This window comes from Amycolatopsis sp. NPDC049159 (genome assembly GCF_040648295.1).
Lineage (GTDB): Bacteria > Actinomycetota > Actinomycetes > Mycobacteriales > Pseudonocardiaceae > Amycolatopsis > Amycolatopsis pretoriensis_A.
Genome location: NZ_JBEZDL010000019.1, coordinates 61,703 through 87,258, shown reverse-complemented (window position 1 = coordinate 87,258; position 25,556 = coordinate 61,703). Strand labels below are relative to the sequence as shown.

Sequence of the window (25,556 nt, the reverse complement as noted above, 5' to 3'; positions counted from 1 at the left end):
TGACGCTGGTTGCGATGGCCGTGAAGTCCAGCAGCCCGAAGGATCCGCGCGCAGGGCGTGGTCGCGATGGCTCACACGGCCATGCTCCACCGTGCGCCTGCTACGGCCTTGCCGCCGCTCTCCGAGTCGCCCACCCCGACAACAACACCGCCGAAACCGAGAGGTGTGCAGGAAATCAGAGAGCACAACACCCGACTGGCCACCGCGCGGCCCGGCCGTCGTCACGGCTGGGCAGTTGAGGTGATCACCTGGGTGACCGCTGTGATCGCCGGCGTGGCGGTGCCGGGGAGCCGGGCCACGAAGATCCGGCGGATCTCTGGTGGCGCACCCTGGACCCGCAGGAAGATCACGCCGGGCGGGGCGACCGGTGACAGGCTTTCCGGAATCGTGGTGACGCCGAAACCGCCGGCGACCAGGTGCATTTTCGTCAGCCAGTCCCGTGCATGGTGGACGACGTGCGCTCGCCCCGGCAGGCCCGGCCAGACACCGAGCAGTGGCTCCGCACTCGACGACGGGCTGGCGATCCACGGTGCGTCGACCAATTCGTCGATGTGCACGGAAGTGCGGCCCGCGAACGTGCCGGTGGCCGGGGCGGCTACGAGAAGCTCGACGTCCCGGACGGCCGTGATGTGCAGGCGGGGCAACTCGCCCTCCGGTGGCCGGTGCGGTGGGCGAGAGGTGAGCACGGCGAGGTCGATCGAACCGGTGCGCAGCGCCCGAGCCAAGCCGGGCGTGGTGCCTTCGCGGGTGGAGACCCGGACCTGTGGCGCTGTCGTGGCAAGGCGGGTGAGCGCGGCGGGCAGGATCACCGGTCCGGCGCTGAAGACCAGCCCGAGCCGCACCGGCTCGGTACGAGGAGCACCGCCGGTCAGGTCGCGCTCGGCCGCGTCGACCGACTCCAGGATCGCTCGGGCATGGCGCAGCAGCGTCGGTCCGCGCTGCGTGAGCCGCACCCCGTCGGTCCGCCGCTCGAACAGGGTGGCTCCGACGCTGCGCTCGAGGGCGATCGCCTGGCGCGAGACCGCGGACTGCGTGTAACCCAGCTGCGCGGCGGCTGCGGTGAAGCTGCCCGACTCGGCGATCCGGCACAGCACCCGGAGGCTCGCGCTCGAAATGTCCATGCTGACCACGCATACCAGAGATGCCAGACCTTCGCTTCCCGCATGCCACTGCCGCGCCTAGCGTGGCGGAGGACGAGACAGAAAGGCTTTCCATGCGTGCAGCGACACTGACGGCGTTCGGCTCTCCCCTCGTGGTGCACGACATACCCGACCCGGAAGCAGGCAGCGGTGAAGTCCTGGTCGAGGTCTTGGCGACTTGTGTCCCTCCGTACGCGGCAGAGGTGTTCAGCGGTGAACGGCGCTATCCGCTGGAACCCCCGGTCGTGCCGGGTGTCGGTGGCATCGGCCGGGTGGTGAGCGTGGGGCCGGACGCGACCAAGCTGGCGGTGGGGGACCTCGTGTGGTGCGACTCGACGGTCCGTGCCCGCGACGACGTCCTGACACCGGACATCACGCTGCAGGGCTGGAGCTCCCGCGGCGAGGGCGGCGCCAAGCTGGCCCGGTACCTGCACGACGGACCGTTCGCCGAGCTCATGCGGGTTCCCACCGAGAACGTGTACCGCCTGCCCGCCGGGGCGGCAGCCGATCCCGCACGCTGGTCCGCACTGGGGGTGCACACCATTCCCTACGGTGGGCTGCTGGCCGGCCGGCTCGCGGCCGGTGAGACGGTGCTGATCAGTGGGGCGACCGGCAACCTCGGCAGCAGCGCGGTGGCCGTCGCGCTCGCCATGGGTGCCGGGCACGTGGTGACCCCGGGCCGCAACCGGGCCGTCCTCGACCTGCTCGACGACCGGTTCGGCGCGCGGGTGAGCCCGGTCGAGCTCAGCGGGGACGAAGACGCCGACGGCGCGGCCATGGCGCTGGCCGCCGACGGCCCGATCGACCTGGTGCTCGATCTCCTGCCGCCCCAGGCCCCCAGTTCGGTGGCACGGACGGCGGCCATGACCGTGCGCGAGTACGGGCGGGTCGTGCTGATGGGCGGCGTCGGCATGCTCGGCGGCGCGGACCTCGCCTTGCCCTACCCCTGGATCATGCGCAACTCGGTGACCGTACGCGGCCAGTGGATGTACCCGCGCACGGCGAACGTCGGCATGATCCGGCTCATCGCGGCGGGTGCATTGGACCTGGCCCCCGAACACATCACCCGCTTCGACCTCGACCGGGTCAACGACGCTGTCACCTATGCAGCGGCACACGGTGGCGCCTTCGACCGCACCATCCTCACCCCCAATTCCTGAGAACTCGGCTCGGCGCGGGGGTTTCCGTTGTGGGCGAAGGCTTTGTGCCGCAGCTGCACGCTGCGAACCGGCCGCAACGGATCTACTTTGCTGCATCACCACCGGGCGGCGCGGGTGAGCGCGGCGGCATGGCTCACTCCGCGGGACTCGGGCCGGCACGCCTCTCAGAGCGCGTCGTCGCCGCGCGGGTGGGCGCGCCGGATATCAAGATCGCCTGGGGTCCGGACATGCGCGAAGGCACGCCGGATCGCGGAGGTGTCGTGCTACACGCGGGAACCGGTGATCAGGGCTCGGTGCTCCAGAGGTCCGCCGGGCACCCGTGTGGACGGCCCTCGTTTCGCCGTCGGCTTGGATGAACAGGCTTGCCCCGTGCGAGCCCACAACCCGCCAGTCACAAAACTGCCCCCTACCTGCGAGGTTGGGCTACACAGCGAGTGTATACACGATGTGTATACGCATGAGGTATAGTGATCTCTGCTCGGGAGATCCGGGCGATGAGGGGGGAGTAAATGTCGGTCTCGCACACCTTGCTCGCGTTGCTCGAATCGGGCCCGCGACACGGCTACGACCTGAAGCGGGCGTACGACGAGCAGTTCGGGCAGGACCGCCCGCTTGCTTACGGCCAGGTCTATTCGACGTTGTCCCGGCTGCTGCGCAACGGCATGGTCGAGGTGGCGGGCGTCGAAAGCGGCGATGGGCCGGAGCGGAAGCGCTACACGATCACCGACGCGGGGGTCACCGACGTCGAGACGTGGCTGCGGACTCCGGAGAACCCGCAGCCGTACCTGCAGAACACGCTCTACACGAAGGTGGTGCTCGCGTTGCTGTCCGGCCGCAGCGCGACCGACGTGCTCGACGTGCAGCGCAGCGAGCACCTGAACGTGATGCGTTCGCTGACCAAACGCAAGAACGAGGGCGACCTCGCCGATCAGCTGATCTGCGACCACGCGCTCTTCCACCTCGAGGCGGACCTGCGGTGGCTGGAGCTCACCGCCGCGCGCCTCGGCGAACTCGAGAAGGCGGTGCGCTGATGACCACGCCCGGAACGCCGTTGCTCGTCGGCAACGGACTGCACAAGTCGTTCGGCCGGACACAGGCGCTCGACGGGGCGGCACTGTCCGTCTCGGCCGGGGAAGTGCTCGCGATCATGGGCGCGTCCGGGTCCGGCAAGTCGACGTTGCTGCACTGTCTCGCCGGCATCCTCCGGCCGGACGCGGGAACCGTCGGCTACGGCGGCGCGGACCTCGTCGCGATGGACGACAAGGCACGAAGTGCGCTGCGGCGCACCGAGTTCGGCTTCGTGTTCCAGTTCGGCCAGCTCGTGCCGGAGCTGTCCTGTTTGGAGAACGTCGCTCTTCCGCTGCGGCTCACGGGCAGCAGGCGGAAGCAGGCCGAGGCGAAGGCGGCCGAATGGCTTGCGCGGCTGGAGGTCGACGGACTGGCGAAGCGCCGTCCCGGCGACGTGTCCGGCGGGCAGGCGCAGCGGGTCGCGGTGGCGCGGGCGCTGGTGACCGGGCCGAAGGTGGTCTTCGCGGACGAGCCGACCGGTGCGCTCGACTCGCTCAACGGCGAGAAGGTCATGCAGATGCTCACGAACGCGGCGCGGGAAACGCACGCCGCGGTGGTGCTGGTGACCCACGAGCCGCGGGTCGCGGCTTACTCGGACCGGGAGGTCACGGTGCGGGACGGGCAGACGGTCGACCGGGAGCTGGTCGCGTGATACGGGATCTGGCGCTGGGGCTCCGGCTGGCCGTCGGGGGCGGCCGGATGTCCGGCGCGGCGCTGCTGCGCCTCGCGATGACCGCGTTCGGGATCGCGCTCGCGGTCGCCGTGCTGCTGCCCGCGGCGGCGGTCCAGCACCTGACCGGTGCGCAGGCGGAACGCAAGGCGGCGATCGCGCAGGTCACCGAGCCCCGCGCCGGCGTCGCTCCGCTGCTGACCTACAACTGGTACCCGTCGGTCGGCGACGACTTCGTGAAGGTCACCGCGGTCGCGGCGACCGGACCCGGCTCGCCGGTGCCGCCGGGACTGACCCGGCTGCCCGCGCCGGGCGAGCTCGTCGTGTCGCCGGAGCTCGCGGCGAGGCTGGCCGCACCGGGCGGCGGTTCGCTGCAGGCGCAGCTGCCGGGGCGGGTGGTCGGCCAGATCTCGCGGGAAGGCGTTTCCGGCGCGGGTGATCTGGCCGCGTTCTCCGGAGTGCCGGCCGCGCAGATCGAGGCCGAAGGCGCGGGCGGCAACAAGGTCTACGCGTTCGGCCGGCCCTACACCGGGCTCGGGCTGTCGGCGGCCATGCTGGCCATCATCCTGCCGGTCGCGGCGGTGTTGCTGCTGCCCTTGCTGATCTTCGTGACCACGGCGTCGCGGATGGGCGCGGCGCAGCGGGAACGCAGGCTCGCCGCGCTGCGGCTGATCGGCCTCGACTCGGGGCAGGTCAAGCGGGTGGCGGCGGCGGAGTCGCTGGTGGGGGCGGTGATCGGGCTCGTGGCCGGCCTCGGGTTCTTCGCCGTGCTGCGCACGTTCGTCGCGGACATCCTGCCGTTCGGCCTGCGGATCTTCCCGGAGGACTTCGTCCCGGACTGGCCGCTGGTCGTGGTGATCGTGCTGCTGGTGCCCGCACTCGCGGTCGGCTCGGCGATGTTCGGGCTGCGCCGCACGATCGTGGAACCTCTCGGTGTGGTCCGTCAGGGCAAACCGATGCGGCGGAGGATGTGGTGGCGCTGGGCGCTGACCACGACGGGCGTGCTGTTCCTGGCCGCGAGCCTGGCTCTCGGTCGCGGGACCACCGCCGCGAGCGCCGGGGTGGCGCTCGCGGCGGGCAGCGTGTTCCTGCTGGTGGGCGTGGCGGCCCTGCTTCCGTGGCTGGTCGAGCGGCTGGTGGAGCGGCTGCACGGCGGTCCGCCGTCGTGGCAGCTCGCGATCCGGCGGTTGCAGCTGGACAGCGGCACCGCCAGCCGCGTGGTGTCCGGCCTGGTCGTCGTGCTGGCCGGCACGATCCTGGTCCAGGGCGTGCTCACGTCCCTGTTCGACGGTGCCGAGCAGCAGGTCTCGCCGGCCAGCGTGGCCGCGGCTCCGGTGCGGGTGCAGACCACCACCGCGCACGTGGCCGAGGTCGCCGAGCGGGTGGCGTCGGTGGCCGGGGTGGGCGCGGTGCACCCGGCCACGAACATCATGGTGCAGTCCGGGCAGGAGCCGACCTACGGCGTGGTCGGCGACTGCGTCGCGCTCAAGGCGGTGGCCGACATCGGCGGCTGCACCGACGGCGACGTGTTCTACGTGGTGCCGTCCCGTGGCGGCACCCCTCCGGCCGGAACGGTGCAGATCCGGAGCTTTCAGCGCGGAGGCGAGGTGAACGGTCCGGAGTGGAGGGTCCCGGGGAGCATCAAGGTCGTGCGGTCGGTGACCACGGCGTCGGCGGCGGAGGGGAACTTGTTCGTCACGCCGGGCGCACTCGGCGGGCTCGCGCTGCCGGCCTCGTCGGTCGCGCTGTACGTGTCGGGCGCCGGCGACCCGCAGGCGCTGACCGACAACGTCGCGAGGGCGGTCAACGCGCTCGCGTGGAACGCCACGGTCACCAAGAGCAGCTACCTCGACGATTTCCGCGCCCGTGACCAGCAGATGGCGGAGAGCTTCCGTTCGGTGGTGATCACGGCGTCGTTGTTCGTGCTCGCGGTGGCCGCGATGAGCCTGCTGATGCTGTCGGTCGAGCAGATCAGCGAACGGCGGCGGCCGCTCGCGGCGCTGTCCGCGGCCGGCGTGCCGATCGGGGTGCTGGCTCGCGGAGCGCTGTGGCAGACGGCGATCCCGGTCGTGGTCGGCGTGGTGCTGGCGGTCGCGGCGGGGCTGGGGCTGACCGCGCCGATCCTGTCACTGGCGGATCGGCCGATGATCATCGACGTGCCGGTGCTGCTGGCGCTGGCGGGCGCCACGGTGGCGGTGGTGCTGCTGGTCACCGGGCTGACGATGCCGTTGCTGCGGCAAGTGACCCGGTTGGACACTCTGCGCTCGGAATGAGCCGGTGCGCCGGCTCGGTGCCGGGCTTCGTGTCGAAGACGCCGATTTCGGCAGGGAGAGTCCGAAGCCGGCCACCGTGCTCGTCCACGGAGCCGAGGCCGGCTCTTCGAGCTGGAACCCCGTCATCGAACCTGTCCTCAGCTCTGGTGCGGGTCGGTGCCGTTGAGGGCCGCGACGACCTGGTCGTAGTCGCCGCGGGCCTCGCCGTAGCGGAGGAACTTGACCCGCTCGACCTGGATCTCCTTCGTCTCCGGCTGCGTCTCGAGGATGCCCATCACCTCGGCGACGAACTCGTCGAGCGGCATCGCCTGGTCGTTCTCCGCGTGGCCCGGCAGCAGGTCCGTCCGCACCGACGGCGGCACCAGCTCCAGGACGCTCACCGGGGTGTCGGCCAGCTGCAGCCGGAGCGACTCGCTGAGCATGTGGATCGCCGCCTTGGACGCGTTGTAGCTCGGGGTCACCTTGAGCGGGGTGAAGGCCAGTCCCGAGGAGACGGTCACGATGGTGGCGTCCGGCCGGGTCCGCAGGTGCTCGACGAAGGCGGCGATCAGGCGGATCGGGCCGAGCACGTTGGTCGTCACGACGCTTTCGGCCGACTCGAGGAACGTTTCGGGCCGGTGCCAGTCCTCGACGCGCATGACACCGGCCATGGTGACCAGCACGTTCAGCCCGGGGTGGCGGTCGAGTACCTCCTTCGCGGCGGCCTGAACGCTCGCGGCGTCGGCGGTGTCGACCCGGACCGTGTCGACACCGGGGTGCTCGGCGGCGATCCGCTCCAGCAGTTCGGTGCGGCGCCCGCCGACGATCACGGTGTTGCCCCGCTCCCGGAGGGCGAGCGCGAGGGCCAGGCCGATGCCGCTGGTGGCACCGGGGATGAAGATGGTGTTGCCGGAAATGTCCATGCCCCGAGTCTCGGCGTCCCGGCCGCGTGGCGGCAGAGATCGCTCATCGGGGGATCGGCGATCCCTGGTTCGCGCCCGGCGGGGCGGGATACTGGAGTGGTGGATCGAGCGGAACTGGCGGCCTTCCTGCGCCGGCGCAGGGAACAGTTGCAGCCCGAGGACGTCGGTCTCCTGCCGGGAGCCCGCCGCCGGACGACCGGGCTGCGCCGGGAGGAGGTCGCGTCGCTGGCCGCGATATCGACGGACTACTACACGCGCCTGGAGCAGAAACGCGGACCGCAGCCGAGCGAACAGCTGCTGGCGGCGCTCGCCCGCGCGCTGCGGCTGACGGACGACGAGCGGAACTACCTGTTCGCGGTGGCCGGCCGCAATGCCCCGTCACCCGCGGCGGCCGCCGCGCACGTCGCGCCCGCTCTGCTGCGGGTGCTGGACCGGTTGTCGGACACGCCCGCGTTGATCTTGTCGAACCTCGGCGAGGTCCTGGTGCAGAACCGCCTCGCCGAAGCGCTCTACGGCGGAAACGCCGACCACACCGGTCTCGCGCGCAGCGAGATCTACCGCTGGTTCACCGACCCCGGCCAACGCCTGATCTACCCGGCACACGACCACGACCGCCAGAGCCGCGCGATGGTGGCGAACCTGCGGGCCGCGCACGGGTCGATGGGTCCGCAGTCACGGGCCGGTGAGCTGGTGCGAGCGTTGAGCCGGGAGAGCGCGGAATTCTCGCGGTTGTGGGAACGGCACGAGGTCGCGAAGCGGTTCGAGGACCACAAGGTGCTCGTGCACCCGCAACTGGGGGAGATCGAGGTGGATTGCCAGGCGCTGTTCACCGAGGACCGATCGCAGGCGTTGCTGGTGCTGACCGCGCCGCCGCGCACGGAGGCGTTCGAGAAGCTGCAGTTGCTCGGGGTGGTGGGCCACGAGCGGTTCGAGGACGCGGGCCAGGACCGCTGAGTCCACAGTGGACGTCCCGCTGGGGTCTTGCTGTTCGTCGTCGCCCGCCTCGTGGTTCACGCTCGGCTGTGTGCTCGCTGCCGACCGGCACCGCATTTCGAGGGATCCGACGAAGGGGTCTTCGGTCCTGATGACGGCGAGACCGGGGGGCCGCGGCGGCGAGGTCGCGCCCGGAGTTCGGCCATCGCCGGTTGTGCTGCCGAGCGGTAGAAGGCGAGGATCGCCCGGCCCATCTCGGGGCCCTGGAATCCGGCCGGCCGCTCGGCTATCCCCCGGGAGACCATGCGTTCGGTGCGGTCCTGGAGCGTGCCGCCCAGCAGATCCGCTACCGACTTTCGCCGACCTCGGGCATCTGCCACTGGCGGGCGAGCTCGTGCCAGGTGCAGCCGGGGTCGAACACGCCGAGGGAGTCGCTGACCCAAGTCTTCAGCAGGTCGGGCCGGGTCATCGCGACGGAGACGACGGTGCTCCCGCCCACGTCGTGCCCGACCAGATCGGCGGGGCCTTCGACATCAGTCCTCGACCCGGACGACGTACTTGCCCCGGACGCCGCCCGCCTCGAGAGCGCGGTGCGCGGCCGCCGTTTCGGCCAACGAGAAGACCCGGTCGACTGCCGGGCGGAGGTTTCCTTCGGTCACGTGCCGGGCGAGGTCGTCGAACTCCGGGCGCTTCGGGTTGCCGCTGAACGCGCGTACCCGGCTGCGGCCGTGGATCGCGCTCACCGCCAGGTAGCCCAGCGAGGTGACCGCCCGGGTCAGGTCGAAGGCGATGGTGACCATGCGGCCGCCCGGGGCCAGCAGCCGGCGGAAGCTCGGCAGGTCGGTGCCCACGGTGTCCAGGACGACGTCGAAGCGGCCCAGTTCGGGGAGCCGGGCGGTCCGGTGGTCCAGGGCCGTGGCGGCGCCGAGACCGCGGACGAAGTCGAGGTTGGCCTCGCGCGCCAACGCCGTGACGTCGGCGCCGTACGCGTGTCCGAGCTGGACGGCGGTGTTGCCGACGCCGCCGGCCGCGCCGCGGACGAGGAGCCGTTCGCCGGGGCGCAGCGCGGCCTTTTCGTGCAGCGCGGTCACCGCCGTGGTCGCGACCGGGAGCGCCGCGGCGTGCACCAGGTCCAGGCCGTCGGGCACCGGGCCGAGCCGATCGGACGGCACCGTGACGTACTCGGCGGCGCTGCCGAAGCCGGCGGTGCGGCCCAGTACGCCCCAGACGCGGTCGCCGGCCGTGAACGCCCTCGTGCCGGCGCCGAGCGCCGCCACTTCACCGGTGAAGTCCAGCCCGACGCGCTTCGGGAACTTCCGGCCGGTGAGCAGGCGCAGCTTTCCGGAGCGGGCCGCGAGTTCGCCGCCGTTGACGCTGAACGCGCGTACCCGCACCAGCACCTCACCAGGTCCCGGCGCGGGCCGCGGCACCCGGCCGACGTAGAGCACGTCGGGGTCGCCGTAGCGGTCGTAGAGCACTGCTTGCATCGTGCGGTCGGTCATGACGGCGAGCGTAGGGTCGAAAACGGACGAGATCATCCGATGCGGTCGAGGTGGGAGACATTGCCCGTGGCACCTTCTCGGATCCCGGTGCGGGACGACCTGCGAGCGGATGCGCGGCGCAACCGGGAGCGCATCCTGGCCGCCGCTCGCGCGGTCTTCGCCGAAAGCGGGATCGACGCGCCGATGGCGACGGTGGCCCGGCGCGCCGGCGTCGGGGTCGCGACGCTGTACCGGCGGTTCCCGAACCGCGACGCACTGGTGCGGGCGGCGTTCGCGCGGCAGATGGACACCTGCACGCGGGCTTTCGCCGACGCGCTCGCCGATCGCGATCCCTGGCGCGGGTTCCGGCGGCTGGTCGAAGTGGTCTGCGAGCTGCAGCGGGAGGAACGGGGGTTCCCGGCCGCGTTCGTCGCGGCCTTCCCCGACGACGCCGTGGCCCACGCGCGGTTGCGGAGCCAGGCGGACCGGTCGCTCGCGATGCTGGTCCGCCGGGCGCAGGCGGCGGGCGCGTTGCGGGCCGACTTCCACCCCTCCGACCTCGCGGTCGTCTTCGCCGCGCACGGCGGCCTGGTGACCGCGTTGCCCGCCGACGCCGCGGCGTCCCGGCGCCTGGTCGCGTACCTGCTCGAAGCGTTCCGCGCGGACGCGGCGAACGGGCCGCTGCCCGCACCGTCCTCAACGGACTTCCGGCAGGTGGGTCCCGCTGATCGCGCCGCCCGGTAACTGGTCCGGGTGACCGGGCGAGGCGATCAGCGCGGGCGCCGCGACCGGGAGGAGTGACCGCGGCGCGCCCTCGCCGGGGAAGGCAGGGAGCGCGCCGCGGCCGTTCCGGATCGCGACCGGCCGCCCCGTCAGGGCTCAGATCTGGTTCTCACCGCCGTCGACGTACACGTTGGCGCCCAGCATGAAGCTGCTGTCGGGCGAGGCCAGGAAGGCCACCGCGGCCGCGACCTCCTCGACGCGCCCGAGCCGTCCGATGGCGATCCGGGCCGCTTCGGCCGCCTTGAACGCCGGGGCGTTCTCCTCGCCCGCGAGTTCGGTCATCCCGGAGGTGTCGGTCGGGCCCGGAGAGATGGCGTTCACCCGGATCCCGCGGTCCTTCAGCTCGTTCGCCCAGACGCGCGTGAACGTCCGCAGGGCCGCCTTGGATGCCGCGTAGGCGCCGAAGCCCGCGGTGCCGCGGTCGGCCGCGGTGGAACTGTTGATGATCACCGAGGCACCCTCGTTCAGCAGCGGGAGTGCCTTTTGGACGGTGAAGACGGTGCCCTTGACGTTGACGCCGAAGACCTGGTCGAAGTCCTCGGCGGTGATCGTCTCGACGGTGGCGAACGAGGCGGTGGCCGCGTTGGCGAACAGCACGTCCAAACCCTGGCCGCGGGCGGCGACCTGCGCGTAGAGGCGGTCCAGGTCGGCCGGGTCCGTGATGTCGCCCGGCACCGCGGTCACGTTCCCGCCGAGCACCTCCACCGCCTCGTCCAGTTCGGTCTTGCGCCGTCCGGTGATGAACACGTGCGCGCCCTCGGCGACCAGCCGGGCGGCGGTGGCCCGGCCGATCCCTCGGGTGCCGCCTCCGGTGACGACCGCGGTCTTGCCTGCCAGCCTCTGCATCTTCGACCTCCGGGTAATTGTGCACCGATCGGTGCCGAAGTCGACCGTAGCAGCTTCTGCACCGATCGGTGCAGAAGCGGTAGGGTGCGGTGGTGGACAGGGTGCAGGTGGGGCGGCCGCGGGCGTTCGACGCCGAGGCGGCCGTGCAGAAGGCCATGGTGGTCTTCTGGGAGCAGGGTTACGACGGGGCCAGCCTGACCGAGCTGACCGAGGCCATGGGGATCTCCCGCAAGAGCATGTACGCGGCCTTCGGCAACAAAGAGGACCTCTTTCGCCTGGCGCTGCAGCGCTACACGGAAGGCCCCGGCGCCTACATCGTCGAAGCACTGGAGGCCCCCACCGCTCGGGAGGTGGCGACGTTGTTCCTGCTCGGCTCGGTCCGGGCCACCACGCGGCCTGGGTTCCCGGCCGGTTGCCTGGGGGTGCAGGGCGCTTTGGCCGTCGGCGCGACCGGGCAGGTCGCGCACGACACGCTGGCCGCGTGGCGCGCGCTGGGTCAGGAGTACCTGCGCGAGCGTTTCAAGCGGGCGGTCGAGGAGGGTGATCTGCCCGCCGACGCGGAGCCGGAGCTGATCGCCCGCTTCGTCATGACGATCGCGAACGGCATGGCCGTGCAGGCGGCGGGCGGCGCGACCCGGGAAGATCTGCGGCGGGTGGCGGAGCTCGCGCTGCGGAACTGGCCGCCGGCCTGAACGTTGTGCTGCGTGCCCGAACCGGCGCCACGGGCGAGGACTTATCGGCGCCGAATGCCCACGAGCCCCCGGAACGGGTGGCGGTGCCGCGGGGATCAGACGGTCAGGACGAGCTTGCCCCGGAGGTGGCCGCCCTCGAGCAGCCGGTGCGCGTCGGCGACGCGCTCGAACGGGAACGTCTCCTGCACGTGGACCCGCAGCTTTCCCTGTTCGACGAGGTCGACGAGACGGCGCAGAACCACCGGATCCGGTTCGACCGCGATACCGCTGAAGCGCCGGCCGGCCGCCTCGAACCGGCCTTTGAGCTCCGTGTCCTCCTCGGCGACCGCCGTCACCAGGTGCCCGCCCGGGCGAAGCACGCCGAGCGACCGCGCGACGGTGTCGCCGCCGACCGTGTCGAGCACGATGTCGACGTCGCGGACGGCCTCGGTGAAGTCGACCGCCGTGTAGTCGATCACCTCGTCGGCGCCGAACCCCTCGACGAACTCCCGCTTGCTCCCGCTCGTGGTCGTGATCACGTGCGCGCCGAGCGCCTTCGCGATCTGGATCGCGACGTGGCCGACCCCGCCGCCACCGCCGTGGACCAGGACGCGGTCTCCCTCGGCAACGCCGCCGACGTCGACCAGGCCCTGCCACGCCGTCAGTCCGACGACCGGCAGCGCCGCCGCCTCGACGTGCGACAGCGACGCGGGCTTGCGCGCCAGGTGCAACGCCGGCGCCGACACGACCTCGGCGTACGCGTTGGCCGCCCGGGGGAACAGCGGCATGCCGAACACCTCGTCGCCGGGCCGGAACCGCCACGTCTGCGTCTGTTCGACCACGCCGCTGATGTCCCAGCCGAGGACGAACGGCGGCCGGCCGAGCAGGGGGAACTCGCCGGCCCGCAGGCGCGCTTCGAGCGGGTTCAGCCCGATCGCCTCGACGCGGACGAGAACCTCGGTCGGGATCGCCCGGGGTTCGGGCGCGTCCACGATGGCGAGCACCTCGGGACCGCCGAGCGTGTGCTGGGTGATGACTCGCATGACTCTCCTGGCTTGAGGGGGGTGTGAGAACGACGCTAGGTGCCGACCAGGCGGGCGCGCTGCCAGTTTTGCGCCAGGAAATTGTGGAAACCCGCCAACACCGGCGGAGGTCACTATCCTGGCGTGACCGGCACGAGAGCCGATCAGCTGACGACGCTCGTGAAACGACCTCGACCCCGGGCGGCCGTGACTTGCGAATGCGGGCTGGAGGAAGCCGATGACCGAACTGGGGCCCGAGCCGGCGTTCCTGGCGGTCGACGATGCTCCGGCCTGTGCGCCCATGGCCCACGGCGAGGCCATCCCCGCGCACTTCCACGACTACGGTCAGCTCAGGTACGCCGCCTCCGGAGCACTGGTCACGACGACCTCGGCGGGCACGTGGGCGGCGCCGGCGAACCGGATCATGTGGATGCCGCCCTTCTGCGTGCACAGCAGCCGGTCGTACGGCGAGACCGACGTCCGGATCCTCCAGGTCCCGGCGGCGCTCGCCGAGCAGCTGCCACGCCAGCCGTCGGTGTTCGCGGCCAGTGCGCTGATGCGCGAGGCCTATCTCGCGATGATCAACGACCGCGAACCGAGCGACAGCCCGCGCGCCCGCCTGCTGCTCGAGGTCGTCATCACCGAGCTCGTCCGCGCCCCGCAGGAGTCACTGCGCCTCCCGGAACCGGACGACGCTCGCCTCAAGGCCGTCACCGACCTGCTGCACGCCGACCCGGCCAGCCCGGCGACGCTGGCCGAGCTGGGGCACCGGACCGGCTCGAGCGAGCGGACCCTCAGCCGCCTGTTCGGCAGCGAGCTGTCGATGAGTTTTCAGCAATGGCGGACGCTGCTGCGCATCCAGCGGGCCCTGCTCGAACTCTGCGAAGGCACCTCGGTCACCGACACCGCCATGCGACTCGGCTGGGCGAACCCGGGCAGTTTCATCGGCGCCTTCACCGAACTCGTCGGCCAGACACCCGGCCGCTACCGCTCGGCAGAGCGTGCGGCCCGGCTGGAAGCGGATCGCTGAGGGCACCAGCTGAGTCGTTCCGAGGTTGCTGCCGGCTGCTCAGGCGGTTGCGATGGCGATCAAGCCGCCGAGGCCCGCCACGTAGAGCAGCACGACGACGAGGGAGTCGACGCCGACGCCCGCGATGCGGCGGCGGGGGCGGAACAACAGCCCGGCGGCGTAGACAAGGGTGAGAAGGCCGGCCAGCGCGGTGAGGTAGATGTCGGTGGCGGCGGCGTGCGGCAGAATGGCCTGGCCGGAGACGAGGGTGCCGACCAGGAACAGGACCGGCAGGAAGGCGTTGCCGCCGAAGATGTCGCTCACCGCGAGCTGGTAGTCGCCGTTGCGGACCGAGGTGAGCCCGGTGGAGACCTCCGGCAGCGACGTGGCGGCGGCGAGGACGGTCGCCCCGAACAGCACCCCGGACAGTCCGATGTGGTCGGCGATGGCGTCGCCGCTGCGTTCGAGGAACACCCCGGCGACCAGCGTGATGACCGCGGCCGCGCCGAACACCGCGGCGGACTTGGCCGTGCTGGTGCCCTTCCGGGTCGCTTCTTGTTCGACGTGGTGACGGCGGTGGCCGCGGGGACGGTCCTGCCCGTCGGGTGCGTCGCCGTCCTCGTGCCACGGCAGTGACCGGCCGGCCCGCCGCAACAGCAGCAACCCGGTCACCCACAGCACGGTGATCAGGACCGGCGCGGGTGTCAGCCGCCACACGATGAGGGTGGCGGGCAGCTGGGTGCCGGCGATGACGACGGCGAGCACGGCGACGACCAGCGCGGCTTCGAGCACCAGCACGAGCGACGCGGCCCGGTAGGTCAGCGGGCGGTCGCCGCGGACGCCGAAGCCGTCCAGCACCACCAGTACGACGGTCTGGATGGCGATGCCGCCGAGGATGTTTCCCACGGCGACTCCGACGTTGCCCGCCGCGGAGGCGGAGACGACGATCGCGATCTCCGGCAGGTTCGTCGCCACGGCGAGCAGGACGAGACCGCCGAGCGCGGAGCCGAGGTGCAGCCGGGTGGCCAGCACGTCGGTCTGGTTGGACAGCCGGATGCCGGCGACCCAGATCGCCGCGGCCGCCGCCGCGAAGATGAGCACCAGCACCGCCAGCGGCAAGGACGACACCCACTGACCTCCGCTTCGTCACCGAGCCCGGCCCACCTGCCGGCTCACCGCCGCGAACCCCCTCGCGTGCGGTCGTCGAATACCCGCCGAGCGACCGGCCAATCGAAAGACCATCCGGAATTGGTGCGGTACCACCGATCCGGGCGGTGAGGGGGAACGAATTCCGGGCGAAACACGCCGAGCGGGACAGGACGGGCAGGTGAGCACTGGCGCCGCAGCGGTCGGCCGCGTGCTCGACGAGCTGACCGCGGCCGACGGTGTAACTCCGCGGAGGAGAACGCTCGCGGCGCTGACCCGGACACGAGGATGGCCCGTCCACCGGAGCCTGGTGGACGGGCCATCGCGTGCACGCGGTCGATGCGTCCGGTTCGCCTCTCGGCAAGCGGCGCGACGCGGCTCCAGCCGAACGGAAATCCGCGAGGGCAAAAGGGTGAGCCCGGGGGACACGCGACGCATCGACCTCCACGTTCAACCGGTCAGGACCGGCAGCTATTCCCGTCAAGCCAGGGCTGGTCGGGCGTTCGAGCAGTGCACTGGAGTCGGGCGGATCGATGATCACCGGGACGGTGACAGGCCGCCGAACACCGCGGCGCCCCAGGCCGCAGGCTGCGGTGCGGGATCGTCGTTGACCGGAACCGCTGGTGAGCGGGGCGGCGGTGGTTCTGCCAAAGAGCGGAGCCAAGAGGACTCGAACCCCTGACCCCTCACTGCCAGAGCCGGCCCACTCTCATGAGCGGCGTTGCTTGAGGGGACCCCTGCCGCGAGAGCAGCTCACCGGGACGCACGCTACTCGCACACGTCGCCTGACCAGCGATGTTCGTCATGGGGTGACCTAACCTGAACGCTTTGGGTGGGCGTTGGCAAAGACGGGGTGTCAGGGCGAAGCGAAACCCGAGGAGCTTCATGTCGTCAGACGCGGAACTGATCGGCCGGTCGCTGCGCGGGGACACCGATGCCTTCGTGGAAGTGATCAGCCGGCACGAGACCGCGCTCGGGAACTACCTGGCGCGCAGAGTGGGGCGGCAGGCAGCCGAGGACGTTCTCGCTGAAGTGTGGGTGGCGGCTTACGAGTCCCGTGCGAACTACGACCTTTCGTATCCCGAAGCCAGGCCCTGGTTGTACGGCGTCGCGCTGAACAGGCTGCGCCGGCACTGGCGGTCCGCGCCGGCCGAGGAGCCGGCGTCGGACCTGACCGGCGTGGCGAGTGACTGGGATCCCTGGCCGGCGGTGGATGCCCGCGTGGACACGCAGGCGCTGCTGAGCAGGGCACTGGCTCGGCTCAAACCGGAAGAGCGGGAAGTGCTCGGCCTGGTCGCCTGGGAAGACCTGACCGTCGCCGAGGCCGGGCGGGTGCTCGACATCCCGGCCGGCACGGCCCGCCGCCTGTTGCACCAGGCGCGCAAGGCGTTGCGTGAAGCCCCCGAAGTGGTCGCGCTGCTTCAAGTCCCGACAACGTGAAAGACAACTCATGGACGAAATGGATCTCATGAAGAAGCTGCGTGACGTGCCGTCCCCCGGTCCCGAGGCCTACGACCGTGCCCGTACGGCGCTGCGGACGGCGATGGCGGAACCGGCGGCCACGGTCGTGCGACCGAAGCGCTGGTTCTCCTGGCCCAAGGTCGGCGTCGCCGCCGTGGGCGCGGCAGCCGTCGCGGCGGCCGTGGTGATGGGGACGTCGGGCGGCAGCGTCCCGGCCGGCCCGTCCGGCGCCGCCCCGCAGGCGGCCGAGGCCCCGCGGGCGGTCGAGGCGCCGCTGGTGAAGCTGGCCTCCGCGGTCCAGGCGGCCGGCACGCAGCCAGGAGACGCGTCGCTGATCATCAACACGAAGTTCGGACTGGACAACAAACCGGACCTCTACTACACCCTCTACACCGACAAGGGCCAGCAGTTCACGGGCGACTCGGCGAAGACCCTGGCGGACGCCGTCGCCAAGGGGCACGCCGAGCCTGCGACGCCGTACGACGGGAAGGTGATGGCGGCGGCCCGTCTCGCCGCGAACGGCGACGTCGACCAGGCCAGGATCGCGATGATCACCGCGTCCAACAATGCGCTGGGTGTCGGCCTGAGCCCCGCCGAGGCCGACAAGGCCTGGGCGGCCGCCCAAGCGGAGACCGCGGACATGTTCCGCAAGATGGGCAAGCCGGTTCCCGCCCCCCGGCCGCGTCCGACGGGCAAGGACCTGGAAAACCTCATCGACAACCACCTGTGGAGCAACGCCGAACACGCGCTGTTCGCCAACGCCGCCGACGCGGAGGTCCGCGCGGGCGTGCTGAAGCTGTACGCGACCATCCCGGACATGATCGTCGGCAAGACCAGCGTCGACGGCCAGGCCGCGCTGACCCTCACCGCGCCCCCCGCCATCCTGGCCGGTAGCACGGACGTCCTCATCATCAACGCCGACAACGGCTTGCCGATCCGGGAGGAGATCACCTCGGCGGAATCGTCCAAGCGCTACGTGGTGAACTACAACTCCTCCCGCGTGACCCTCGCCGACGTGGCCGCGGGCAAGATCTGATCCTCGTACCGGACACGTTGCTGTGGGTGGCTCGGTGCCGGCGGAGATCGTGGCGGATCCCACCTCCGCGGGCCCACCACGACCGGTGGCGAAGAGCGGCGATCAGGACCGCTTCGGGGGCGAGGCGGCGGGTCGGTGGGCGGCTTCCCGCGCGCCGCGCCGGTGCTGGGCTGCTTCGCTCAGCAGGAGGTACGCGCCGGCGGTCCAGGTGTAGGCGTGGTCGCGCAGGCCCGCTCCGGTCAGTGCGTCGAAGTTCTCGGCGAACCCGTGTTCCTCGCAGGTCCTCCGGAACCGGCTGCTCACCTCGTCGGCGAGGTCCGTGGCGCCGCCGCGGCGGAGGCCGTCTTCGACGAGGACCGTGACCGGCGCCCAGACCGGGCCGCGCCAATACCCGTCGGGCTCGTAGTGCGGCGAGGACGGCAGCTCCGTGGCGAGCCCGACCGGGGTGAGGTGCTCGGCCACGCGGACGCACAACCGCTCGAAGACGTCGCGGGGCAGGTGCTCGCCGAGCACGATCGGCATGAGGTCGAGCAGGCTCGAACCGCGCTGGGACGTCCCGGTGCGCACGGTGCGGCTGCCGAAGGACGAGCCGTCCCAGAGCTCGGCGAGCAGCGCCGCCAGCAGGGTGTCGGCGCGTCGCGCCCAGTCCGTGGTGGTGTCCCCGACGACGGGGGCCAGCGCGGCGAGTTCCTTCAGCTGCAGGACGAGGAAGGCCGCGAGGTCGGCGGTGACGACGAGGCGTTCGCCGGCGAACACCGTGGCGTTGTCCCAGCCGCTGTCGTTGCCGTGTTCGTAGTACGGCAGCCGCTGCCCGGGGGCGCGGCGGTGGTCGAGCCAGAACGACGTCCACGCCGCGAGCTGCCGGTAAGCCAGCTCGGGATCGGGAAGCCCGCCCGGGAGCCGGCCGCGCAGGTGAGCCAGCGCCCAGCCGTGGATCGGCGGCTTGACGAAGTTCCGGAGCACCTCCGCGTGGGTGACCGAGTCCGGCAGGGCGCCCAGGCCGTCCTGGTGGTCGAAGGGCAGCTGGTACTGGTTCCACGCCAGCTCCGGCGCGCCGGGGGCCAGTGCCAGCGCGGTGAAGCAGTGGTCCCAGCTCCACACCTTGTTCATCCAGTGCTTGGACATCAGCACGGCCGGGCGGGCGAGGAACCCGGCGGGCGCGACCGTGGCGGACCACAGCACGTAGCAGGCGAGTTCGGCCGCGGGGGTCGAGTGGTCCCGCCACGGGGCGACGGCGTCGGCGAAGCCGGTGAAGTCGCCGCGCGCCGAGGCGGCGGCGCGCGGGAAGTCCTCTGTGGACGCATACGGCGTCGCGCCGGTGCTGATCTCCTCCAGCGCGACCTCCCACGGGCCGCCGTCGGCGTCCACCGTGACGCCGCGCCGGGCCGTGCCGAGCTCCTGTTCGCCGACGTGCGTCCAGTGGCCGGAAAGGAGCGTCAGCCGGAGGCGGTTCCCCGTCTCGTAGAAGGTGAACACGGCGGCCCCGGACGGATCGGCGAAGAAGTACGGGCCGGTGAAGGGCGTGAGGGCCGGTTCCGCGGCGATGATGCTCATGCCCAGGCCGGTGCCGGTGATCCGGAGCGTTCCGGCGTCCGCGAACGCCGCGGTGATCCGGCCGCCGGACGAGCGCCACGTGAGCACGGCGGGATCGGCCGAGACGTCGGTGGCGGCGCGGTGGCCGTCCCGCTCGGGCACGAGGGCCAGCACGGGGTGCAGGCCGTGCCGGTGGGACACCACGTGCACGTCGTCGGCGCGCCGCGTCGCGCTGAGCACCGGGGACAGGCCGAACCAGGCGCCGGCACGGCTGAACGGGATCTCCCCGACGGAGAACTCGGCGGTCACAGGGTGAGTCCCTTCAGTCCTTGACGGCGCCGGCGGTGACACCGGCCGCGACGTAGCGCTGGGCGAGCACGAGCAGCACGGTGGCGGGAACCGACGCGACCACGGCGGTCGCCATGATCGCGTTCCACTCCTGGTTGTTGTTGCCGATGTAGTGGTAGATGCCCAGGGTGAGCGGGCGCAGCCGGCCCCCGGCGTCGAGGGTGGCGGCGAACACGAAGTCCGACCAGGCCCACAGGAACGAGAACAGGGCCGCGGTGACGACGCCGTTGCGGCTGGCCGGGAGCACGATCGACACGAACGTCCGCCACGCCCCGGCGCCGTCGATGCGCGCCGCCTGCAGCAGTTCGTCGGGCACCGAGGCCATGAAGGAGGTGAGGATCAGCACGGCGAACGGCACCGCGACGGTGGAGTCGGCGACGATCAGGCCGCCCACCGTGTTGGTGAGGCCGATCTTGACGTAAACGCCGTAGAAGCCCAGGGCCATGATGATGCCCGGGATCATCTGCGCCACCAGCAGCACGAATCCGAGCACGCGCCGGCCCGGCGGGCGGAGTTTCGCCAGCGCGTACGCCGCGGGGGCCGCGATGACCAGGGTGAGCGCGACGGTGCCCAGCGCGACGAGCAGGCTGGTCCCGAAGTAGGGCAGCTGTTCCCGCAGGACGCGCTCGTAGCCCGCGAAGGTGGGCGAGGCCGGGAACAGGTCCGGGGGTGACTTCCGCAGCTCGCCGGCCGGGGTGAGCGAGACGGCGATCATCCAGTAGACCGGGAAGAGCATCACCGCGGTGAGCAGGACGCCGATCGCGGTCAGCCACGCCGGGCGCTTCACCCGTTTTCCTGGTGGCGTTGCAGGCGGATGTAGACCAGCCCGGCCGCGAAAGCGAGCAGGATGAGCACGTTGCCGACCGCCGCGCCGGGCCCGAACTTCGGCAGCATGGAGCCGAACCCCAGTTCGTAGGACCAGGTGGCGAGGGTGCTGGACGAGCCGCTGGGGCCACCCCTGGTCATGATCCAGATGATGTCGAACACCTTCAGCGTGTAGACCAGGCCGAGCAGCAGCGTGATCGCCGATACCGGCCGCAGGACGGGAAACGTGATGTGGCGGAACGTCTGCCAGCCGGTCGCACCGTCCAAAGCGGACGCTTCGTAGACCTCCGCGGGGATGTTGCGCAGTCCACTGTGGAGCACCACGAGGTTGAACGGGATGCCGATCCAGATGTTGGCCAGGATGACCGACACCAGTGACCACGACGGCGAGGTCAGCCAGTCGACCCGGGCGATCCCGAGCCCCTGGAGCACCGCGTTGACCAGCCCCGACTCGCTGTTGAGCAGCCAGGCCCACGTCGACCCCGACACGATCAGCGGCAGCAGCCACGGCACCAGGAACAGCGCCCGCAGCGTCGCCGACAACCGGAAGCGGCGGGTGAAGAACACCGCCGTCGCCAGGCCGATCGCGTACTGGAAGACCAGGGACGCGGCCGTGAAGACGAGCGTGTTCACCAGCGCGGTCGTGAACCGCGGGTCGGCGAACACGGTCGTGTAGTTGGCGAGCCCGGTGAAGGGCGCTCCACCGCGGACGAAGGTCCGGACGGTGTAGTCGCGCAGGCTCAGGTCGACGGTGGTGTAGAGCGGGTAGCCGTAGCAGGCGAGCAGGTAGGCCACCAGCGGAACGAGGAACGCCCAGCCGGCGAGCCGCTTCTTGTCGAGTCGCACCGGGCGGCTACTTCGCCGCCGTCTGGGCGTCCTTGAGCGCGGCGTCCGGCGTCTTCGAGCCGGTGAGGGCGGCCTGGACCGCGTTCCACAGCGGCTGCGAGATGCGGGGGTACCGCGTGCCGAGGTTGTCGCCGGTCCGGCCCTTGGCGTTCTTCACCGCGTCGACCCACACCGCGAGTTCGGGCTTCTGCGCGACCTGCTGCTGCTGGACCGATGGCACCGCCGAGACGTAGGTCAGCGCCGTGTCCGAGGTCAGCACCTTGTCCGGGGCGGTGAGGCAGGCCGCGATCTTGCCTGCCGTGCGCTCGGTGTCCGGGTTGTCCTGGGCGGGGACGGTGACGAACTCGCCGCCGGTCGGTGCGGGCGCGGTGCCGCCGGTGCGGCCCGGGATCGGGATCACGCCGTACGGGAAACCGGCCTTCTTCGCGTTCTCCAGCTGCCAGGTGCCGTTCTCGGCGAAGGCGTACTGCCCGGTGGCGAACTCCTGCCAGCTGGTCGTCTGGGTGTTGCCGATGACGGAGTTGGGGGCGTAGCCGCGGTCGAGCCAGGACTTCCACTGGGTCAGCGCCGCGACGGCCGGGGGAGCGGACAGGTCGGTCAGTGCCGCACCCGAGCCCCAGAACCACGGCAGGAACTGGAAGCTGCCCTCCTCGGTGCCGATCGCGGCGAACGTGATGCCCTTCTTCCCGGCCGCCTTCACCTTGCCCAGCGCCGTTTCGAGCGACGCCCAGTCCTTGACGGAGGCGGGGTCGACGCCCGCGGCGGCCAGGACGTCCTTGTTGTAGTACAGCGCGAGGGTGTTGGCACCCAGCGGCACGCCGTACGTCCGGCCCTGCACGGTGCCGGCGGCCACCAGGTTCGGCGAGGCCGGCGAAGCGTCCAGCCCGACCTCGTCGTTCGCCTTGAGCACGCCCGCTTCGACCATGGTGGAAACGACCGGGTTGTCGAGCACGAGCACGCTGGGCGCGGTGTGCTGCTGGGCGGCGAGCAGCACCTTGCCGGTGAGGTCGGTCGTGTCGTAGGCCTGGCGCTGGATCTTCACCCCGGCTCCGGCGGCGCACTCGTCGATCACCTTCGCCCACGCGGAGCCGGCCGTGAACTGCGGATACGGGTCCCAGATCGAGAGCGTGCCGGTGCTGCCGGTGTCCGGGGACGACGAGCAGGCCGCCAGCGTCGCGGCGAGGGCGACCGCCGTCAGCGCGGCCGGGATCGGACGGGTGCGCGGGGGGTACGGCATGGGGTCCTCCTGGCGGCGACGGCGACGACAGTCATCGAACCGGTTCGATGATGGGAGCCGGGTCAACGTAGACCGAGGCGCCGCCCGTGCGCAAGGGTGCGCGTTTCCAGGTGGCAAGATGGTCGAACCGGTTGCCGCCGACGGATCCGGGGACGGGAAGCGCACATGAACATCGGCGAGATCGCCAAGCGGGCCGGGGTCTCCCGCAGCACGGTGTCCTACGCGCTGAGCGGCAAGCGGCCGGTGTCGGCGCGGACGGTGCGGCGGATCAACGACGTCATCGCCGAGCTGGGCTACCGGCCCAACGCCAGCGCGCGAGCACTGGCCGAAGGGAAGACCCGGACCATCGGGCTGGTGATCCCCCCGGCGAGCGCGCGCCTCACCGACGCGCAGCTGGGGTTCGTGGCCAGCGTCGTGGAGGCCGCGGCGGCGCACGACCACGACGTGCTGCTCTCGCCCAGCGGCGGCGACCACGACCGCTCGTTCGAGCGCATCGTGACCGGGCGCCGGGTCGACGGCGTGATCCTCATGGAAATCCTGCTCGAGGACGCCCGGGTCGACCGGCTGACCGGCGCCGGGCTGCCGTTCGTGGCGATCGGGCACGTCGAGCACCCCGGCGCGTCGTGGTGGGTCGACGTCGACTACGCGACGCTGATCGGGCGGTGCGTGCGCCACCTCGCGGACCTCGGCCACGACCACGTCGTGCTGATCAACCGCTCCGAACACCTGGTCGCCGCGGGCTACGGCCCGGCGGTGCGCGCCACGGCCGGGTTCGTCGGCGCGACCGCCGAGTGCGGGATCACGGGGCACACCGTGTGCTGCGCCGACGAACCGGCCGCGGGGCTGGAGTGCTTCGAAGGGATCCGGGCCCGGTGGCCCGAGGTCACCGCCGCGGTGACGATCAACGAAGCCGCCCTGCCCGGGGTGCAGCGGGCCCTCGACCGGGCCGGCCTGGACGTCCCGCGGGACTTCTCGCTCACCGGGGTGCTCGCCGACCGGCTGGCCGAGGACTTCCACCCGCCGCTGACCGCGGCGGACGTGCCCGCGGGGGAGATGGCTCGCCTGGCCGTGGACCTGCTGCTGGAGCAGATCGGCGACCGGTCGGCCGAGCCGCGGCACGCCCTGTTGCGGCCGGCGGTGGCCCTGCGGTCCAGCACCGGCGCCCGCCGCCGATCGTCGTAAGCCTCGGCGGAATCGGTTCGACGCCATTTGGCCGCTTGTTGGCGAATCTCTGGCGGCGTAGCTTCACTCCTTGGTCGAACCGGTTCGATGTTGCCGCATCCCTCGCTGTCCGTGCCCAAAGGAGTCGCACGTGATCTTTTCGCGCGAGCGCGCCCGCCGTGGCTTCGCCGCCTTCCTCCTCACCGCCGCCCTCACCGGCGCGTCCGCCGTGGCTCTCGCCGAGCCGGCCCGGGCCGCCGACGAGTCGATCGCCGTCGACTTCTCCGCCGGGGGTGGTACGCCGGCCTACCGGGCGTCCGGCTGGATCTACGGCATGACCGAGAACGCCTCGGCCCCGGCCGACCACTTCTACCGGGACGTGAAGTTCCAGGCCATGCGCGCCGGCGGCGCGCAACTGGACAGTCCGGGCGGCTGGGTCTCGGGCCGGTACGACCGCCGCTGGAACGCCACCCGGGCCCAGCTGCTGCGCACCCGCGCGCTCGGCGGCCGGTTCGTCCTGCTGGTGCACGACCTGTGGGGTGCGGACGGCTACCCGATCTCCCGCTTCCCGGGCGACAACGGCGACTGGACCGACTACGACAACTTCCTCACCCGCCTGATCGGCGACGTGCGGGCCACCGGCGCCCCCGTGGAGTGGGACCTCTGGAACGAGCCCAACATCTCGCTCTTCTGGAACCGCCCGCAGAGCCAGTACTTCGCGCTGTGGCAGCGCGCGTACCAGCGGATCCGCGCGGCGTTCCCGGCGCAGCCCATCATCGGCCCGAGCCTCGCCGGCGTCCCGTCGACCTCGGCCGGCTGGTGGACGCAGTACCTGGACTTCGTCCGTTCCGCGAACGTCGTCCCGGACATCGTGAGCTGGCACTCCCTGCCGGGCGATCCGGTGGCGAACGTCGCCGCCGCCAACGCTTCCCTCGACTCCCGCGGCATCCCGCACCCGCGGCCGTACCAGATCAACGAGTACGGCGCGTCGAACGAGCAGAACCCCGGCGACGGCTCGTGGTACATCACCCGGCTCGAACGGGCCGGCGCCGACGGGCTCCGCGCCAACTGGGCCAGCGGGGGAAACCTCCACAACGACCTCGGCAACCTGCTCGTCCACGATTCCGCCGGGCAGCACCAGCCCAAGGGGGAGTGGTGGGTTTACCGGTTCTACGGCTCGCAGACCGGCCGGATCGCCGCCACCACGCCCAGCGGTTCGTACGACGCGTTCGCCACGGCGACGAGCGGGACGGCGAAGGTGCTCCTCGGCGGCGGTGGCACGACCGGCAACGTCGCGGTCGCCCTGCGGCGCCTGGACGCCACCACGGGAATCGTCCAGGACAACCAGGTCCGGGTGCTCGTCCAGCGGATCCCCTACAACGGCGGCGGCGCGGTCGCCGGTCCGGTCACCGTCCAGAACTCGGTGCTGACCCTGTCCGGCAACGCCGTGACGGTCAACGTCCCGCACACCAACGCCGACGACACGTTCACCCTCACGCTGCTTCCGCCGTCGGACGGCGGGTTCCCGTCCGTCGCCGTCGCCCAGCATTCCCAGCAGTGCTTGGACAACACCGGCCTGAGCACCGCCGACGGCAACCGGCAGCAGCAGTTCCCGTGCGAGGGCGGCGACCAGCAGCTGTGGAACTTCCGCCCGGTCTCCGGCGCGTTCACCGTCGTCAACCAGCAGTCGGGCAAGTGCCTCGAGGTGGCCGGCGCTTCGACCGCCGACGGTGCGGCGGTCCAGCAGGGAACCTGCAGTCCCGGCGCGGCGAACCAGCAGTTCACCTTGCGGAAGGTGACCTACGGCGGCAACGACTCCCACGACTACCAGCTGGCCGCCCGGCACAGCGGCAAGTGCCTCGACGTCAACCAGGCATCCGCGGCCGCGCGCGCCCAGCTCATCCAGTGGACGTGCCGGGCGGTCACCCAGGGCAGTCCGCTGAACCAGACGTGGCGCCTGTGGGGGAGCGGACCCGGGTGATCCGGCGGCGCCGCCCGGTCCAGTG

General features: G+C 71.6%; 23 protein-coding genes. 12 read left to right on the top strand and 11 right to left on the bottom strand.

From position 1 onward, the window contains the following. Positions 1–221 precede the first annotated feature (221 nt). Positions 222–1,121 (bottom strand): LysR family transcriptional regulator, encoded by a 900-nt coding sequence (locus tag AB0B33_RS31760; protein WP_360778334.1) that lies wholly within the window; start codon positions 1,119–1,121, stop codon positions 222–224. 92 nt (positions 1,122–1,213) lie between these two features. Between AB0B33_RS31760 and AB0B33_RS31755 the strand changes: the two genes are divergently transcribed. From AB0B33_RS31755 to AB0B33_RS31740, 4 genes are all read left to right on the top strand, one after another. After that, complete coding sequence (locus AB0B33_RS31755) at positions 1,214–2,299, top strand: alcohol dehydrogenase catalytic domain-containing protein (protein WP_360778330.1); 1,086 nt, start codon at positions 1,214–1,216, stop codon at positions 2,297–2,299. 509 nt (positions 2,300–2,808) lie between these two features. Then, positions 2,809–3,330, top strand: a complete 522-nt coding sequence (locus AB0B33_RS31750; RefSeq protein ID WP_360778328.1) for a PadR family transcriptional regulator — start codon at positions 2,809–2,811, stop codon at positions 3,328–3,330. Next, entirely contained in the window at positions 3,330–4,019 is a 690-nt protein-coding gene (locus AB0B33_RS31745) for an ABC transporter ATP-binding protein (protein WP_360778325.1), read from the top strand. The genes AB0B33_RS31750 and AB0B33_RS31745 overlap by 1 nt, the downstream gene beginning before the upstream one ends. Further along, positions 4,016–6,310 carry an FtsX-like permease family protein gene (locus AB0B33_RS31740; RefSeq protein ID WP_360778322.1) on the top strand — a complete coding sequence of 765 codons (2,295 nt, stop codon included), beginning with the start codon at positions 4,016–4,018 and terminating at the stop codon, positions 6,308–6,310. Before AB0B33_RS31745 ends, AB0B33_RS31740 begins: the two co-directional genes overlap by 4 nt. Positions 6,311–6,447: 137 nt before the next feature. On the opposite strand, the gene AB0B33_RS31735 is transcribed toward AB0B33_RS31740, so the two are convergent. Beyond that, on the bottom strand, positions 6,448–7,212 hold the full coding sequence (locus AB0B33_RS31735; protein WP_360778319.1) for an SDR family NAD(P)-dependent oxidoreductase: 765 nt from the start codon (positions 7,210–7,212) through the stop codon (positions 6,448–6,450). Between the two features lie 99 nt (positions 7,213–7,311). On the opposite strand from AB0B33_RS31735, the gene AB0B33_RS31730 reads away from it, so the two are divergent. Continuing rightward, positions 7,312–8,166, top strand: a complete 855-nt coding sequence (locus AB0B33_RS31730) for a helix-turn-helix transcriptional regulator (RefSeq protein WP_360778316.1) — start codon at positions 7,312–7,314, stop codon at positions 8,164–8,166. A 325-nt stretch (positions 8,167–8,491) separates the two neighbouring features. On the opposite strand, the gene AB0B33_RS31725 is transcribed toward AB0B33_RS31730, so the two are convergent. Both AB0B33_RS31725 and AB0B33_RS31720 read right to left on the bottom strand, forming a co-directional pair. Continuing rightward, positions 8,492–8,644 carry a hypothetical protein gene (locus AB0B33_RS31725; protein ID WP_360778313.1) on the bottom strand — a complete coding sequence of 51 codons (153 nt, stop codon included), beginning with the start codon at positions 8,642–8,644 and terminating at the stop codon, positions 8,492–8,494. A 34-nt stretch (positions 8,645–8,678) separates the two neighbouring features. Next, the gene (locus tag AB0B33_RS31720) at positions 8,679–9,647 is read right to left on the bottom strand and encodes an NAD(P)-dependent alcohol dehydrogenase (protein ID WP_360778310.1); all 969 of its coding nucleotides are present in this window, start codon (positions 9,645–9,647) and stop codon (positions 8,679–8,681) included. Between the two features lie 66 nt (positions 9,648–9,713). Between AB0B33_RS31720 and AB0B33_RS31715 the strand changes: the two genes are divergently transcribed. After that, entirely contained in the window at positions 9,714–10,370 is a 657-nt protein-coding gene (locus AB0B33_RS31715; protein ID WP_360778307.1) for a helix-turn-helix domain-containing protein, read from the top strand. A 135-nt stretch (positions 10,371–10,505) separates the two neighbouring features. Here AB0B33_RS31715 and AB0B33_RS31710 read toward each other — a convergent pair whose 3' ends face one another. Then, positions 10,506–11,255, bottom strand: a complete 750-nt coding sequence (locus AB0B33_RS31710; protein WP_360778304.1) for an SDR family oxidoreductase — start codon at positions 11,253–11,255, stop codon at positions 10,506–10,508. Positions 11,256–11,347: 92 nt separating this feature from the next. Between AB0B33_RS31710 and AB0B33_RS31705 the strand changes: the two genes are divergently transcribed. Further along, positions 11,348–11,947, top strand: coding sequence for a TetR/AcrR family transcriptional regulator (locus AB0B33_RS31705; RefSeq protein ID WP_360778301.1), 600 nt, complete (start codon positions 11,348–11,350; stop codon positions 11,945–11,947). 95 nt (positions 11,948–12,042) lie between these two features. On the opposite strand, the gene AB0B33_RS31700 is transcribed toward AB0B33_RS31705, so the two are convergent. Then, positions 12,043–12,969 carry an NADP-dependent oxidoreductase gene (locus tag AB0B33_RS31700; RefSeq protein ID WP_360778298.1) on the bottom strand — a complete coding sequence of 309 codons (927 nt, stop codon included), beginning with the start codon at positions 12,967–12,969 and terminating at the stop codon, positions 12,043–12,045. A gap of 217 nt (positions 12,970–13,186) precedes the next feature. Between AB0B33_RS31700 and AB0B33_RS31695 the strand changes: the two genes are divergently transcribed. Then, a complete protein-coding gene (locus AB0B33_RS31695) occupies positions 13,187–13,978 on the top strand; it encodes a helix-turn-helix transcriptional regulator (RefSeq protein WP_360778296.1) in 792 nt (263 codons plus the stop codon). Positions 13,979–14,017: 39 nt separating this feature from the next. Here the strand turns inward: AB0B33_RS31695 and AB0B33_RS31690 are convergent, their stop codons facing one another. Next, complete coding sequence (locus AB0B33_RS31690; RefSeq protein WP_360778293.1) at positions 14,018–15,085, bottom strand: hypothetical protein; 1,068 nt, start codon at positions 15,083–15,085, stop codon at positions 14,018–14,020. Between the two features lie 903 nt (positions 15,086–15,988). Between AB0B33_RS31690 and AB0B33_RS31685 the strand changes: the two genes are divergently transcribed. Both AB0B33_RS31685 and AB0B33_RS31680 read left to right on the top strand, forming a co-directional pair. After that, entirely contained in the window at positions 15,989–16,543 is a 555-nt protein-coding gene (locus AB0B33_RS31685) for a sigma-70 family RNA polymerase sigma factor (RefSeq protein ID WP_360778290.1), read from the top strand. Positions 16,544–16,553: 10 nt separating this feature from the next. Next, positions 16,554–17,600, top strand: a complete 1,047-nt coding sequence (locus AB0B33_RS31680; protein WP_360778287.1) for a hypothetical protein — start codon at positions 16,554–16,556, stop codon at positions 17,598–17,600. A gap of 102 nt (positions 17,601–17,702) precedes the next feature. On the opposite strand, the gene AB0B33_RS31675 is transcribed toward AB0B33_RS31680, so the two are convergent. The 4 genes from AB0B33_RS31675 to AB0B33_RS31660 are packed head-to-tail and all read right to left on the bottom strand — an operon-like array spanning position 17,703 to position 22,389. Then, positions 17,703–19,442: a trehalase family glycosidase gene (locus AB0B33_RS31675; protein ID WP_360778284.1), complete on the bottom strand. Its 1,740-nt coding sequence runs from the start codon at positions 19,440–19,442 to the stop codon at positions 17,703–17,705. Positions 19,443–19,455: 13 nt separating this feature from the next. Next, positions 19,456–20,217 carry a carbohydrate ABC transporter permease gene (locus AB0B33_RS31670; protein ID WP_247025088.1) on the bottom strand — a complete coding sequence of 254 codons (762 nt, stop codon included), beginning with the start codon at positions 20,215–20,217 and terminating at the stop codon, positions 19,456–19,458. A 47-nt stretch (positions 20,218–20,264) separates the two neighbouring features. Further along, a complete protein-coding gene (locus AB0B33_RS31665) occupies positions 20,265–21,152 on the bottom strand; it encodes a sugar ABC transporter permease (protein ID WP_360778282.1) in 888 nt (295 codons plus the stop codon). Between the two features lie 7 nt (positions 21,153–21,159). After that, complete coding sequence (locus AB0B33_RS31660; protein ID WP_360778279.1) at positions 21,160–22,389, bottom strand: extracellular solute-binding protein; 1,230 nt, start codon at positions 22,387–22,389, stop codon at positions 21,160–21,162. Positions 22,390–22,485: 96 nt separating this feature from the next. Here AB0B33_RS31660 and AB0B33_RS31655 point away from each other — a divergent pair, with 96 nt between their 5' ends. Both AB0B33_RS31655 and AB0B33_RS31650 read left to right on the top strand, forming a co-directional pair. Continuing rightward, a complete protein-coding gene (locus tag AB0B33_RS31655; RefSeq protein ID WP_360778276.1) occupies positions 22,486–23,571 on the top strand; it encodes a LacI family DNA-binding transcriptional regulator in 1,086 nt (361 codons plus the stop codon). 130 nt (positions 23,572–23,701) lie between these two features. After that, positions 23,702–25,531 carry an RICIN domain-containing protein gene (locus AB0B33_RS31650; RefSeq protein ID WP_360778273.1) on the top strand — a complete coding sequence of 610 codons (1,830 nt, stop codon included), beginning with the start codon at positions 23,702–23,704 and terminating at the stop codon, positions 25,529–25,531. Positions 25,532–25,556: the final 25 nt, after the last annotated feature.